At 43.0% G+C, this 12,136-nt stretch carries 19 protein-coding genes; 13 read left to right on the top strand and 6 right to left on the bottom strand.

The features are described 5' to 3' along the window. Window positions 1-1,033 precede the first annotated feature (1,033 nt). The gene (locus IQ274_RS32080; RefSeq protein ID WP_152592908.1) at window positions 1,034-1,216 is read right to left on the bottom strand and encodes a hypothetical protein; all 183 of its coding nucleotides are present in this window, start codon (window positions 1,214-1,216) and stop codon (window positions 1,034-1,036) included. Window positions 1,217-1,314: 98 nt separating this feature from the next. Continuing rightward, window positions 1,315-1,509: a ribbon-helix-helix domain-containing protein gene (locus IQ274_RS32075; protein ID WP_152592907.1), complete on the bottom strand. Its 195-nt coding sequence runs from the start codon at window positions 1,507-1,509 to the stop codon at window positions 1,315-1,317. Window positions 1,510-1,806: 297 nt separating this feature from the next. On the opposite strand from IQ274_RS32075, the gene IQ274_RS32070 reads away from it, so the two are divergent. The 12 genes from IQ274_RS32070 to IQ274_RS32020 all read left to right on the top strand — a co-directional run bounded on the left by IQ274_RS32070 (window position 1,807) and on the right by IQ274_RS32020 (window position 9,148). Beyond that, window positions 1,807-2,922, top strand: a complete 1,116-nt coding sequence (locus tag IQ274_RS32070; RefSeq protein WP_163934450.1) for a ParM/StbA family protein — start codon at window positions 1,807-1,809, stop codon at window positions 2,920-2,922. Between the two features lie 3 nt (window positions 2,923-2,925). Then, complete coding sequence (locus IQ274_RS32065; RefSeq protein ID WP_163934454.1) at window positions 2,926-3,159, top strand: hypothetical protein; 234 nt, start codon at window positions 2,926-2,928, stop codon at window positions 3,157-3,159. Then, entirely contained in the window at window positions 3,156-3,380 is a 225-nt protein-coding gene (locus IQ274_RS32060) for a hypothetical protein (protein WP_163934457.1), read from the top strand. The genes IQ274_RS32065 and IQ274_RS32060 overlap by 4 nt, the downstream gene beginning before the upstream one ends. 94 nt (window positions 3,381-3,474) lie before the next feature. Next, window positions 3,475-3,681, top strand: a complete 207-nt coding sequence (locus tag IQ274_RS32055; RefSeq protein ID WP_163934461.1) for a hypothetical protein — start codon at window positions 3,475-3,477, stop codon at window positions 3,679-3,681. A gap of 38 nt (window positions 3,682-3,719) precedes the next feature. Then, window positions 3,720-3,956, top strand: a complete 237-nt coding sequence (locus IQ274_RS32050) for a hypothetical protein (protein WP_163934464.1) — start codon at window positions 3,720-3,722, stop codon at window positions 3,954-3,956. A 180-nt stretch (window positions 3,957-4,136) separates the two neighbouring features. Beyond that, entirely contained in the window at window positions 4,137-4,265 is a 129-nt protein-coding gene (locus IQ274_RS37595; protein ID WP_265578592.1) for a hypothetical protein, read from the top strand. After that, window positions 4,255-4,698, top strand: coding sequence for a hypothetical protein (locus IQ274_RS32045; protein WP_194144668.1), 444 nt, complete (start codon window positions 4,255-4,257; stop codon window positions 4,696-4,698). The genes IQ274_RS37595 and IQ274_RS32045 overlap by 11 nt, the downstream gene beginning before the upstream one ends. 8 nt (window positions 4,699-4,706) lie before the next feature. Further along, window positions 4,707-5,378: a hypothetical protein gene (locus tag IQ274_RS32040; protein WP_194144667.1), complete on the top strand. Its 672-nt coding sequence runs from the start codon at window positions 4,707-4,709 to the stop codon at window positions 5,376-5,378. Between the two features lie 72 nt (window positions 5,379-5,450). Continuing rightward, entirely contained in the window at window positions 5,451-6,029 is a 579-nt protein-coding gene (locus IQ274_RS32035; RefSeq protein ID WP_194144666.1) for a hypothetical protein, read from the top strand. Continuing rightward, a complete protein-coding gene (locus IQ274_RS32030) occupies window positions 6,026-7,846 on the top strand; it encodes a hypothetical protein (RefSeq protein ID WP_163934479.1) in 1,821 nt (606 codons plus the stop codon). The genes IQ274_RS32035 and IQ274_RS32030 overlap by 4 nt, the downstream gene beginning before the upstream one ends. A gap of 225 nt (window positions 7,847-8,071) precedes the next feature. Beyond that, entirely contained in the window at window positions 8,072-8,641 is a 570-nt protein-coding gene (locus IQ274_RS32025) for a hypothetical protein (protein WP_163934482.1), read from the top strand. Between the two features lie 102 nt (window positions 8,642-8,743). After that, window positions 8,744-9,148: a hypothetical protein gene (locus IQ274_RS32020; RefSeq protein ID WP_175586886.1), complete on the top strand. Its 405-nt coding sequence runs from the start codon at window positions 8,744-8,746 to the stop codon at window positions 9,146-9,148. 181 nt (window positions 9,149-9,329) lie between these two features. Here IQ274_RS32020 and IQ274_RS32015 read toward each other — a convergent pair whose 3' ends face one another. Next, window positions 9,330-9,839, bottom strand: coding sequence for a hypothetical protein (locus IQ274_RS32015; RefSeq protein ID WP_163934489.1), 510 nt, complete (start codon window positions 9,837-9,839; stop codon window positions 9,330-9,332). Between the two features lie 251 nt (window positions 9,840-10,090). Here IQ274_RS32015 and IQ274_RS32010 point away from each other — a divergent pair, with 251 nt between their 5' ends. Beyond that, complete coding sequence (locus IQ274_RS32010) at window positions 10,091-10,240, top strand: hypothetical protein (RefSeq protein WP_163934492.1); 150 nt, start codon at window positions 10,091-10,093, stop codon at window positions 10,238-10,240. A 107-nt stretch (window positions 10,241-10,347) separates the two neighbouring features. Here IQ274_RS32010 and IQ274_RS32005 read toward each other — a convergent pair whose 3' ends face one another. The 3 genes from IQ274_RS32005 to IQ274_RS31995 form a co-directional block, all read right to left on the bottom strand. Further along, window positions 10,348-10,647, bottom strand: a complete 300-nt coding sequence (locus tag IQ274_RS32005; RefSeq protein ID WP_163934495.1) for an HNH endonuclease — start codon at window positions 10,645-10,647, stop codon at window positions 10,348-10,350. A gap of 151 nt (window positions 10,648-10,798) precedes the next feature. Further along, window positions 10,799-11,242 carry a hypothetical protein gene (locus IQ274_RS32000; RefSeq protein WP_163934498.1) on the bottom strand — a complete coding sequence of 148 codons (444 nt, stop codon included), beginning with the start codon at window positions 11,240-11,242 and terminating at the stop codon, window positions 10,799-10,801. Between the two features lie 262 nt (window positions 11,243-11,504). Further along, window positions 11,505-11,819, bottom strand: coding sequence for a hypothetical protein (locus IQ274_RS31995; protein ID WP_228058512.1), 315 nt, complete (start codon window positions 11,817-11,819; stop codon window positions 11,505-11,507). Between the last annotated feature and the right edge of the window lie 317 nt (window positions 11,820-12,136).

Raw genomic sequence — 12,136 nt, 5'->3', positions numbered from 1 at the left:
ACTTTATCTCTACTCAGTAAAGATAAAATTTCAGATTTACAAGAAACCAATCGTCTTGACTAAAAGGCCTGAAATTAAGAGCATGAAACTCTCATGATTAGTTTTATAGGGTTGATGTCACCTGATTAAAGCTGTGCTAACTTTACCTCAACTACGCAAACATTGTTAAACTGAGATTGCTATATAAACGGTTAGGAGCCTAATTGCTAGGCGTATGTCTTGCGTATGGGCAGCTAGCCGATTTCTTATTTTTTACTTGCTTCCAAAGCTGACCAAGCGGCTGGTGTAATGTTTGGAATTAGTTTATGAATAATCAAAAATGCAGAAATCAGCCCTATGCTTTAGCTCAAGGCAAAATAAAACAGCTTTTAATTGAAAAAACAAAATATTCACGATGCTATCCTCATATACGAGGCATCTAGGCGTAAAATTCATCCCTAAATTATTTGCATCTAAGTAGCTCTTGCTGACATTCCGCTTTAAATCTAGAGTCGGGGAAAATTGTAGCGCCAGATGCCTTTTTTGCAATTTGTCCAAAAAAAGGCATAAAATATCCGACCCTGTATGCTAAGATTGCGAACAGGGGTCGAGTCGTGAGGCCTCGTTAGTTCTTCAAACAATTTTGGTGTCTGTCTGACCCGCCAAAGTCTTGGACATCAATACTGTTATCTAACGACTCCCCTTACCATTTTGACTATCCGAATATACTGCTAGTGTCGTTGCCCCCTCCTTTTTGTATTGATTGATTTCAGTCTGATTTGCAGACTTACTTTGGTAAGGTTAGCATGAAAAGCTGCTTGACAGTATCAAAACAGGCTAATCTGTTTTGTTTTGCAGGCTTGCAAATACTCAGGCATTTGCCTGAAAAACAAATCCACTCGTGCTATCCACCCTTTCAATAGACAGTTAACTCTTGAAGCAGTGTGCTTAAGCAGTTGAGTAAGCCATTTTATCAACGGTGCTAGTTCATCTAGCACCGTTTCAGTTTTTTCTAATCGAGAACATATATCTTGAACCATGTTTTCCTTTAATACTATTCGTGCGGTGTTTGGTGCTGTTCGGTTAACCATTGCAGTGCTAGCACTCTTAAAATGTGGCTCATATTCGTTTTCATGCTTGTGCAAGCCTGCTTGAGTTGCTCTCGTTCATCTTCCAGCATGAAAACCCTGACCTCTGCTGCACCTTCTTGGCGACTGGTAACTATTGGAATGCTCATAATAAGCTCTGTTTGGCTAGCTGTGTTATACGAAGCTTGCTCATTAGTATAACATTCAGGCGAATTGCTGTGTGATACGGATGAAGAGATTTCTTCTGTTAATTTTTGTGATGACTCTGGCTCAATAACTTTTTTGGAGGTTCTAGATACCCCTTTTGTACTAAGACTTCTTTTATAAGTTCGTCCAATAAGCTGCTAACAGTTTTATCCTCATCCTCTGCCCATCGCTCTAGCGCTTGTTTTACATGATCGCTCGTGACAAACATTACTCGTGGTCTTTTACCTGCTGGCATTTTTTAACTTTAAATTGTGTACCTCAGTCAAGACAGTAGCTAATTCTCAGATACTTAGCTACAATCTGTCTGATTTTTTTTTGAGAAAAGTAAATTAATTTTTTTACTTTTGCTGATAATTCTCTGAGAAAATGCTACTTTAAAGTTGTCAGCCAAAAACAGCCACAAAACAAAGGCAATAGAAGCCAGAAAGTGATGCTATGGCTAACCCCTAACTGGATGTGTGGATTTAAGGCGATTCAGCGTCTAAATTCTCCAAAGCCAGGATAAATAAGACTTTCACCAATCATCTGAACCATGACAGCTATATATTCCAATGCCAAAAACTGGCTAGTTCAAGCAGACTTGTTAGCCAAATCCGGGCTAACTGACCTCATCGCTGGGAAAGACTCAGGTGCAGGGTATGGCAAGGCAATCATCGGTGATTTTTCGATCATGATGCCAGCCGCATACTCACTTGTTCGCAACCGAAACATCATGCACCACGAAACCATCTCAAAAGATGGGGCATGGGTGCGTTATGTACAAGGAACGCGGCTTGACTTAAAAGATGTTCAATTTTTCTGGGGTAGTGCGGCTCTAGCGCAAAGTGACCACACCCTACTACACGAGGACAAAGCCAAAAAAGCAGAACTGGCATTAGAAAGCATTCTTGCAGACTTAGCAGTTTTGAATATTCCCGATGGAGTCAAGCTAGAAATTAGTTTGAGCAATCACAACCCCGAACGCTGGGGCCAAGAGATTAAACGCCGAGTCGAAGGGACTCACACCTTTGAACATCTGCACCCTGTAACTCGTTCCATTGTCACCAAGACAGTTGAGATTGTTGTTACTGGCATTTATCCCGAAGGATTCGGAAGCATTGCCCATTGCTTATTCGGTGAAGCCTCCCTGGTACTTGACCCCTCAGAATTAGCGATCGCACTCGATATCGGTTCATCAACTTGGTTGATTACCGTGTTCAACGGTAGTGGTGCAGTCATAGACCGTCACTTGATTGAAGGTGGAGCGGGTGAACTGCACTCGATGATTGCAGAGGCACTAGACAAACGAAACGACCGAGTAAGCCTGCTGTCCAAGGATGTGAAGCACTCGCCCAGTTTGGTGAACCAGGGGATTATTGAAGGCACTTTCACTTATGGAGGCAACCACCTCACGGGCAAGAAGTTTGAAACCGAGTACAGCCAATGCCTTGATCAGTGGTGGTCAAACAGGATTGAGAAATTCGCCAACTTTGTGACTGCTGGCAATTATCTAGACCGCGCTAAATACCTTGTCGCCTGGGGTGGTGGTGTTTCGCTGCCCGTGGTGGATCAGAACCTAGCCGGTTTAGGCTTTGTGATTTTGAATAATCCCCAATTCATCAATGCCTTGGGGTTGAAGCTATTAACTCAAATATCTTTGGGAGCTTAATTAATGAATTACGAATCTCGGCGTATAACCATCTCCTACCTAGCAGTAATTGAATTGTGCAAGATTTTTGATTTACCCCAAAATGCACCGACACAAGCATTATCAGCAGGTGTAGAGAAACTGATTTTTCAACACGGCAATGTGCAATCATCACCAAAACCCGAAACCGCGCCATCTACACAGCCCAATAAATCGGCACTTAGCGCAATGGTCACTAATTTCAAAGGGGCAGCATGAGCAGAACCACATTCAGAAACACGGTTTTAGGCATTGGAGCAACAGCAGCAGCGTTAGCCCTTGGCTACTTCGGAGTGCAGCAGCTTGGCAGAAACAATATGTTTACCATCGCCGCAGCCGTGGGTGGTGCAGGGGCCATCAGCTATGTACTTCAGAAACCGAGTCAGCCAGAAGCGCCAGCCGCACCAATCAAAACCCAAAGGAAAGGAAAGAAGTTGTGAGATCCCAAACATAATGCAGACACAACCCCAGAAGGGGACTAGCTCTCATTATCAGTAGTTCGGTTTGAGTATCGTATAGAAAATAGGAGGAATTATGTCACAGTCAGGGTTTGAGGCGCTTAAAGAAATGATTTCTAGAAACCTTGATAAAGGTAAAAAAGGGGAGACAACCTTTCATGGTGAACCGTCTGAAAATGTCGGCCCAATTTTAAGGGCAGCTAGCGAATTAGGTTTAGAGCAACACACTGTTTTGAAGCCAAACGGGGAGACTTACAAAATCACTCTCAAGCGAAAGAATTAGAACTTACGTGATAAAAACCCAGAGGAAACAAACAAGTCATGAGCAACCAAGACACCCAAAAGACACAACCATCGCTAACAACAACCGAAATAATGACCATCATCCTCGGTTGCGAACAGACTTTAAGGTTCGTGCAAGCATCCCCAAATTATCAACAAATCGAAGCGTCCGAAAGGTTCAGTACATCGAATGACTTAAAGATGGGTGATGCAGTGCAAGCCTTGATGGAGATTCACGAAGCGATTCTAAATATCGAGTTTTATTCGCAAGTTTGAGGGAGCAAATGTTAGAAACGACAGCCCTACAACGTAACCACTTGTATGAATTCCGTGGTCAACAACTCCGCTACAGCCACCGCTCTAATTGTCGAATCAATGCCCCTTTCATTTTCAATGACTCGAAAGCTAGACGCTTTGAACTAAGCCAAAACCAAGTGCAGAGGGAGGTTTTTGAACTTGTTGAGTTTTGTGAGAACTGATGATGAAGCGATCGCACCTGCCGGCAAGCTTGGCGATCGCCTAATCAGGATGTATCTCTCGCCGCAAAACGAAAAGTACTTAAGGATTCTAACAAATGACACTTGATTACAAAAATCCCAACGATTGGGGCAAATCACCGCTAACTGACCGCGCCCTGAGATTAGAGCAATTCAAAGCGGAAAATCCTGAACAATGGGCAGCAATGATTGAGGCGGATATTGAGGCACTTTCTACACCAATATTCGAGAGTGAAGATTACCCACCCTTCACCGGAACTGAATTCTTAGCGACTCATTCAACCATCGATGACCATCCATACTCTGCTGCATTTGGTCAATTCTTGGGTAATGGGATTGACGCGGACATTGCAAATATATTGGCATTTGGTGAGAAAAGATTTGATTTAATTTCTGATGATTTTGACGACCCCGTAAGGCAATTAGCAACGAGAATTTATAACCGATTTGAAGAGATGGGTTACTGGGATGAATTGCCCCAAGAGTCAAGCGATATCAACTACGACTTAATACCTTATTAGGAGAATAAATGGCACGTAATTTTGGAGCAGCAAAACTCAAAAACCATATTCCCAACAATGCCCCCGGTACGTTAGGAGCAATGGGGAGACTGTTTGATGTGTCGGCATCAGAGTTCAACAAAGCCGTTTTAGGAGATCAAACGGTAATCACCAAAATTGCAGACATGGCGCGACTGTCTGACACCGCTAAGGCTAATCTGCCTAAAGCTTTGGAGGCATACCGCAAAATCATTGAAACCACAGGGGACGTAAACCAAGCCTACGCTGAACTGGTGCAACTGACCCAGAAGCACGGAACGCAAACCCTGAAAGCTATCAACACCAGTAAGACAGGAGAACAGCGTTTTAAAAACGAAATGACCGAAATGCAGGCGGAACACGTCAACGCCACTACTGCCGAGGCAACCCGTCACGCGCAACGCTCATCCTTGATTCAGATATCTGGGGCTACAGCCGACCTCATGGCGATCGCAAAATATGAGGCTGATTTAATCAAAGCATCCAACAAAGTCCCAGAAGCCCAAGACGCAGCAGATCGCGCTTATGAAACTGCGGTAACTAGCGCACTTTGGACAAACGGTAGTGAAGCCAAGACTGACCGCATACCCAAGCCCAATTACTCGCGCACTGCTGGGATTAGCCGAGTAGGGCAGTGGTTCCGCAACTTCATGGGCATTTAAGCCATAAGTAAGTCGAAAGCCAGTTGTTAGCAAAAACTCTGGCTTTTTCTGTTTCACCCACGCGAGGTAAACATGAATGAAATTGATTCCCTATTATCGCAGTTCCAAAATACCAGTGAACAGTCCACACCAATGCTCTGGGGTGAAACTACTTCAGAAAAACCGACCCCGGAGAGCGAAGACGGCGAACGGTTAGAGCAATCCATTCGTGATGTCTTCAGTAACAAACAACTGCTAAACAAAGCACTGGCTACATTCTTGGGAGTGTTCACCGCCAATGCTGGAGTCAGCCTACTCACAACTCTTGGAATTGGGGCAATGGCTTCTGGCACATTGGGCAGCATTGTACTGGGGCTATTCTTCGCCAATACCCTGACCAAGCTTCACTACTCAGGACAAATCCACATTGACAAAGATTTTTTGGTAGCGACCGCCCAAACCGCTTGTGTAGGAGCTTCGCTGTGGATTGCCTTTGATGAATATAGGGCAGTGTCAGAAGCAACTAATACAGGTAAGACACGGTTCTATCAGGAGGTTAAAACCTACGAAGTTAAGCCAACTCCCAAGAGTGAAATACCTTGGGGCTTGATTGGGGTAGGTGCTTTTGTGTTGTTGGTGATTGCAGCAATCGTCAGGGGAACAAACCAATGAAACGCAAACAATTTGAAGAATACTTGCGTTCGGGAACAGCCAACAATATCACTGTGGGGCTGCTGGCAACCATCGGGTTAATTTTTGGGGCAAAGTCATTTACAGGAACTCAGATTAGTTTAGTTGAATATTGCTTCATCCCCGAAAAGCTCACTCATCCAGTTAACCGTCAAAGGTACTGCACTCCCAACAAGCGTTACATAATGCCCGAAGCGGAGTTTTATGCTGAAGCTTACACACCAGCTAACCCAGAGTTTCAACGTGATAACTTCTTGCCAACCAAAGCTACCAGATTAAGAATTATTCCACCAAGCAACCCTGATAAGGCTTTGTGGGGATTAGCTTCAATGTTTTTTCTAGGAGGAGCCTATGGGTTATCCAAAGCTAGGGAATGGCGATTAGTTCAACTAATGCCTTCAGTTAGGGAAGAAATTCGTAGCAACTGGCTAATTTCTAAACTTTGGTACGGGTTAAGGCTCCATAAGGAAGCATATAGCGCACAACTAGATTACGAATTTCACCAATGGTCTGAGAATAAACGGGTAAGAACCGCGCAGTTGTCACAAATGACACCGCAAGAGTTAGCCATCTTTCAAGAGCAGGTACGTTTGAGGGCAGAAGCCGAAGCACGGGCGCAACTACAGCAGGCAACGGGTCAGCCAGCCGGGGCATTGCCGGGACAGTCAATGCAGGATGTTGCCAGGGGTGATGATAAAGTAACCGGAGGACAACAGCAGACATTACAACAGAATGGTGGAAATCTTCACCCATCAGAAGCGCTTGCCTTCAACACTTTGCAAGCCTTAGCCAGAGCCGATAGTTCCACTGCTTTAGTTGCCGCACCGGGAAGCGGTAAATCTGTCACCCTCAATTATTTGATTGAGAAAATCCTTGCAGATTGTCCAAGTGCCGATATTTGGGTGATTAGTGCTAAGAATGATAGTTTCTGCGGTTTACGAGAGAAAGAGAGAGTAATTGTCTTTGACGGGGAAAACCCAGACTTAGCTAAAGACGTAATTGATAACTTTTACCTCAACTACAAACAGCGTAAACAGCTACCAGAATCAAAGCGCGAATCCTTACCACCATTGATTCTAATTCTGGATGATTGGCTAGTAATTGCTGACCAATTAAGCAAGCTTTACTCTGATTGGAATTATGGGAGTAAATTGCTTGATGTTCTGCTGATTGGTAGAGAGTTTAATACTAAGTTTATTGCTTCCCTACAGTCTTTTAATCTGGCAGCATTGGGCATTGAAAAAATGGATGCTCAAACGAGGCTGTGTCTCAATTTATTGTTGTTAGGTAACAGGTATATCAAGAATGGAAGGGAGCAAGAATCTTATGGGGTGCTGGAACTGATTTTAAATAGAGGTGACATTATTCCAGGTAAGCAAGAGCGGGAACAAATCAAATCTAAATATCTGGAAGTTAAAACAGTCTCTTATCAAAACTTGCGCCCAGTTATGATTGCTTCCGTTGGGGGTTTTGTCGTGGCATTGATGCCTAAATTATCTAATCAAGTCAAGCCGATTGCTTCGGAGCAGGAATATTTAGATAGAGTATTTGACCTGGAATTTAATTTAAGTCCGGCTCACCAGATACATCCAAAGCCATTATCTGAAGTAGCGAAAAAGATTTATGAATACTTCCAGAATGTCAAGACTAAAACACCAAAAACATTACGTGATTTGAAGAAGGCAGACAGGTTATCTGGTTATTCCGAGTCAGAATTAATTGATGGAGTAGCTGAATTAGTTAAGACTGAGAAGATAAATTCTGATGGCAATGATAGCTATTCCCTGCCTGATTGGTGAAAGGATTGCCGTAATGCCGTGGTCATAAAAAGGGATGTATAACTTGCTTTTCTCGGTGTCTACGGCATCCGGCAGCAATCACGGCAATCCATACCCTGTATAGGTCGTAGCCTACGGCATGGTTACGGCATCGCGGACAACCACGGCAGAAGTATCAATAAGAAATCAGCCCTCTAAACAGCCCAATGTTATTACATATTATTTAGCTTACACAAGTTTAGCCTTGTGTTCTGGCTCTATTCAGTGCTTGTTCATCGACAACAATTTGTCCGTCAGTCTGCACCCATCGCTGTTTTCCGGGACAATAATAGTGGATTTAACCTTGATTCTGCACTCGGTAGCACAAAGGAGTCGATAATGGGAGAAGCCAAAAGGCGCAAGAAATTAGACCCCAATTGGGCTAAATCAGGGGGATTCAGTCAGCCCAACAAACCAAAAATTACCTACCTGACTGAAGAACACCCCGACTATCAAAAAGCCAGTGAGTTAAAAAATACCTTTTACCCTGACAAAAACTTTGTTTACCTAGTCCGCCTAGACTACTCAGATGGTGATTACTTCGTGGGGGCAGTAAACGCATTCTTGCAAGGTACTGAGATTACAGTCAACGCGATTTGGTCAGCTAACCCCAATTCTCAACGCACAGGTCTAGAGTTATTACAAAGTATTCGTCGAGATATTGGTTTGAAAGCCAGAGACGACATGAATCAATCATCTGTTGCAATTGACGACATGAATCAATCTAATGTCGTAATTTACGATATGACTCAATCGAATGTCGTCAGTTGCGAATAATACCCCACCCTGTTCTCAAGGACGGTAGCTGTGGAACATACAAGGCATTTTCAGTCCAATATCAAGTTATCCTTTTAAGTTGATTGCAAATGGGTGTTCGACATGATTGATTTACTCTCTAAGGATTTAAAGCACTCCGAGAAATATAAAGGTTGTAGTATTGATGTGTGGCGTGATGACAGGCGCGGTTGCTACTTAGCTGAATTATATGCCCCGGTACGCAACAGAATGTTGATGCAACAAAGGCAAGCATTCTCAGATATTCAATCGGCTGTAGCTTACATGAAAGAACAGATCGATAAATACTATTCGCAAGGCTGGTATAGAGACTGCATTATTGACGTGTGGTTTGATCTACGCCTTGGCTGCTACTTGGCTGAATTATATGTACCCGTGCATGAAGAAATGGTGCTACAAGAAAGCCAGCCATTCCCAGATATTCAATCGGCTCTAGCCTCTATGAGGGAGCAAATCGATAAATATTACTTGAATGAGGTCAGACAGTAGTTCAATAACATCAGTCAGGTTTGGGCGCATTCACATCAGGGTAAAGAGTGCGATATTGTGACCATTGCTGTCGATAAAACTCTATTCCAGCCTGAGTAATAACCAGCTTGGTTGAGTGCTTACCGTCTTTGTTCCAGTAGCCAACTTCCTTTACTAATCCACTTCCTTGATAATCTCGTAATCAAAACCTTGTCCACTGCCAACTAAACCCGGCGTAATCCCCAAAGTTTAAGCCACTGTCTATTCCTAATTCACCAGCTTCATACGCTGTAGCTAGTGCCTCCCACTGCCTTGGTTTTAATTGTCCTTTGGGTGGTTTTTTGGGTGCTGATTCACCCAATCCAGCACGAGCTACAGCACGTCCAGTTGTGGTGAGCTTGATAGAAATTAGTTCGCCGTCATAATAATTACATTCAATTAATTTGTGTCGTTCCAAAACTTGAAGAGTGGAACCTAAACCCTGGTCAACTACACCCGCTTGGGATAACAACTTGTGCAATAAAGTTTCATAGCTTGTTGGTTCAAAATAATATTGCAGATTACGCCATACAGATGCTTTCTCTCTGATTGAACCTAATCGCCAACCTTCTTTTTGTGCTGCCTCCACAAACTGGTCAGCACGGTAAATGGCGGTGAGGGTGGCTTGCTGCCGTTGGTTAAGTTTTTCCCACAGATGAAGGTGTTTACTCATCACTCATATCCCAGAGCATTCTTAAAGATCCATCGCCTTATCTGCTGCCGACGCATTTTCAGTCCAATATCAAGTTATCCTTTTAATGTCCGTGTGCAAAAATAGTGATTTTCAACCAAATAAAAAGAGTAAGACTTTTAGAATCCATGAAATTCTCAGATTTACATCGCGGCGATTTCTAAAGTTTTCCGAACGGCGAATATACCTACAAAAAAGTAGGGGATACAGTTGCAATGCCCATGTGCAGCCGAATGAACCACTTAGCAGAAGTTAGCACAGAAATCGAAGTTATCGGCGTAAAACCAAGCGCTTACTCCCGTGATAGAGAGGAAAATATGCCCGACTTTGAAGGGCTAACCTGGGAACTCCAATGCCAGATGGCAGAAATGGGAATTCAATAAAACTATTCAATTTACTTGGTTCTTGCTCCCGCCCAGGAATCAGAGATAAAGGTAGTTCATTCTGCTGGTGGCGCTTTTGCAGTACCTTAGTTCAATAAGAAGCTGGCTCAAAATAAAGACAGTTGTCCTGGCGATACATTTCCCCTGCGTCGCGTATGAAAACTGAGGTGGCAAGCTGTGCATAAGGCATATAAGTTTTCTTGACGATTATCTTCTGGCAGAAAATTTTTATGATGTACTGTTAGTGTTAGCGCCGTTCTAAGAGAACGGGAAAGTTCGGACGTATCATCATCTGGGCGAATGCACTGCAAGCCACACTTGGAGCAACGCCAGCCCACCGATTGTTTGACTTCCAGAGCAATATCTGACCAATTTTCTGGATAACGTGACTGAGATTTTTTGGGCATTTCCTGATTCTAAAAGTGCGTTGCAATTTAATTATCAGTTCTTGAATATGAGTAATCTACTATAAATGGAGTTCAACATAGTTAGGGGTATACTATGTGGTTTTGGGAAAAGGAATCGGTTTGAGCCAGGATTAAATGCAACTAGAAATTTTTAAACAATCTTAAAATCTTTCCATCCCCAGGCAAGCCCATGCCTACTAATCAAGAATTCTTTTCCGATTTTCTCTCGTATTCTGTTGCATTCAGCTAAAAGCTGTCGATAATCATCAGGGTAAATATCTGCATAACTTCTAGCGCGGGTCAGCAATTGACGCTGATTTTTTTGCCATTCCCAAGGTTGATACCACCATGAAGGGTAGAAGTCTGCCTGTGGAGTAATCACCGCATAATCACGCCCCTTTTGGATGTCCTCTAGATCCCATGCTGGAAGATATGCAAGTAAATCAGTCTCTGCCCACCATTCTTCGATAATTGCTGTACCATCATCATCGCGCGTACCGATTCGCTTTCTAGCTTTGATGCGAATTTTTGCATTCCTTGCAATCGCGGCGTAATCTTCCAGTCTTGTTGCTAGTGGATTGAACTCGATCAACATGATTTAATTCTCTGCTACCTCAGCACCTATAAAACTCAAATTGTGGTTGTAAAGTTATTGAAATCAACGATACTAGGTTAATCAAGAATATCAAAGGTCAAGAAAATTCCCTTATTTTTTGTCTCTACTAAAAGTAATGTATCAATGAAGTTCCCTGATAAACGCATCAATCGCCTTAAGAGCCACTGACTGCCGCCCTCATTTTACGTACCCGCTAAACCACTTATATTAAATAATACTTTCAACTCATTCCGGTTCATCACTATTCACTCGGTGGCGAGGTAGTCATCACTTGTATAACCGTATCATCATGACCGAAGCGTGCTTCTGACCAAGTAGAATAACGCTGCATTCTTCCATGATGAGGCCCGCCCAAAACCATTGTTTCAAAAAGTAAGGGGGGGTCTCCAAAAGTTAGATCAAACCCAGCAAAAGTAGTTGAAATTTTGGAAGAGCCAACTGTAGTCTCGGCAACTAGATGTTTTGCTGAATCTTGTGCTGAGTGTAAATAATCTTGCCATTCTGACAATGAATTAACAGCAACAGGTGTATGTCCGACGAGTTTGTAATAACGCATGATTGACAACGATTAAATAATCTTTTGGTTTTTTATATTCTAGAGGCTGCCGCCCACAGATTGTTTGACATCAAGAGCGATATCTGACCAATTTTCTGGATAACGTGACTGGGATTTAGAAGGCATTTCTTGATTCTCAAAATGCGTAGCGATTTAATTACCAGTTTTTTGATAAGAGTAATCTACTATATAAGTAGAACGAGGTGGAAAAACCAAACTGTGTAAAGATAAGTAAATACGTATAATGTGTCTACGAAGGTAACAGAGATATGGGCAGCCGTTTAAGGGTCTTTCTGACCAGAGAACAAGATCAAACT

The sequence above is a fragment of the Nostoc sp. LEGE 12447 genome, from assembly GCF_015206985.1.
In the GTDB taxonomy this organism is placed as follows: domain Bacteria; phylum Cyanobacteriota; class Cyanobacteriia; order Cyanobacteriales; family Nostocaceae; genus Nostoc.
Note: the sequence above shows the minus strand (reverse complement) of the source record. Positions and strands in the feature narration are given on the sequence as shown.

Excerpts from the sequence above, each read along its gene's own strand:
- IQ274_RS32080 (WP_152592908.1), bottom strand. The coding sequence starts at position 1,216 with ATGAGCATTCCAATAGTTACCAGTCGCCAAGAAGGTGCAGCAGAGGTC.
- IQ274_RS32075 (WP_152592907.1), bottom strand. The coding sequence starts at position 1,509 with ATGCCAGCAGGTAAAAGACCACGAGTAATGTTTGTCACGAGCGATCAT.
- IQ274_RS32070 (WP_163934450.1), top strand. The coding sequence starts at position 1,807 with ATGACAGCTATATATTCCAATGCCAAAAACTGGCTAGTTCAAGCAGAC.
- IQ274_RS32065 (WP_163934454.1), top strand. The coding sequence starts at position 2,926 with ATGAATTACGAATCTCGGCGTATAACCATCTCCTACCTAGCAGTAATT.
- IQ274_RS32060 (WP_163934457.1), top strand. The coding sequence starts at position 3,156 with ATGAGCAGAACCACATTCAGAAACACGGTTTTAGGCATTGGAGCAACA.
- IQ274_RS32055 (WP_163934461.1), top strand. The coding sequence starts at position 3,475 with ATGTCACAGTCAGGGTTTGAGGCGCTTAAAGAAATGATTTCTAGAAAC.
- IQ274_RS32050 (WP_163934464.1), top strand. The coding sequence starts at position 3,720 with ATGAGCAACCAAGACACCCAAAAGACACAACCATCGCTAACAACAACC.
- IQ274_RS32045 (WP_194144668.1), top strand. The coding sequence starts at position 4,255 with ATGACACTTGATTACAAAAATCCCAACGATTGGGGCAAATCACCGCTA.
- IQ274_RS32040 (WP_194144667.1), top strand. The coding sequence starts at position 4,707 with ATGGCACGTAATTTTGGAGCAGCAAAACTCAAAAACCATATTCCCAAC.
- IQ274_RS32035 (WP_194144666.1), top strand. The coding sequence starts at position 5,451 with ATGAATGAAATTGATTCCCTATTATCGCAGTTCCAAAATACCAGTGAA.
- IQ274_RS32030 (WP_163934479.1), top strand. The coding sequence starts at position 6,026 with ATGAAACGCAAACAATTTGAAGAATACTTGCGTTCGGGAACAGCCAAC.
- IQ274_RS32020 (WP_175586886.1), top strand. The coding sequence starts at position 8,744 with ATGATTGATTTACTCTCTAAGGATTTAAAGCACTCCGAGAAATATAAA.
- IQ274_RS32015 (WP_163934489.1), bottom strand. The coding sequence starts at position 9,839 with ATGAGTAAACACCTTCATCTGTGGGAAAAACTTAACCAACGGCAGCAA.
- IQ274_RS32010 (WP_163934492.1), top strand. The coding sequence starts at position 10,091 with ATGAACCACTTAGCAGAAGTTAGCACAGAAATCGAAGTTATCGGCGTA.
- IQ274_RS32005 (WP_163934495.1), bottom strand. The coding sequence starts at position 10,647 with ATGCCCAAAAAATCTCAGTCACGTTATCCAGAAAATTGGTCAGATATT.
- IQ274_RS32000 (WP_163934498.1), bottom strand. The coding sequence starts at position 11,242 with ATGTTGATCGAGTTCAATCCACTAGCAACAAGACTGGAAGATTACGCC.
- IQ274_RS31995 (WP_228058512.1), bottom strand. The coding sequence starts at position 11,819 with ATGCGTTATTACAAACTCGTCGGACATACACCTGTTGCTGTTAATTCA.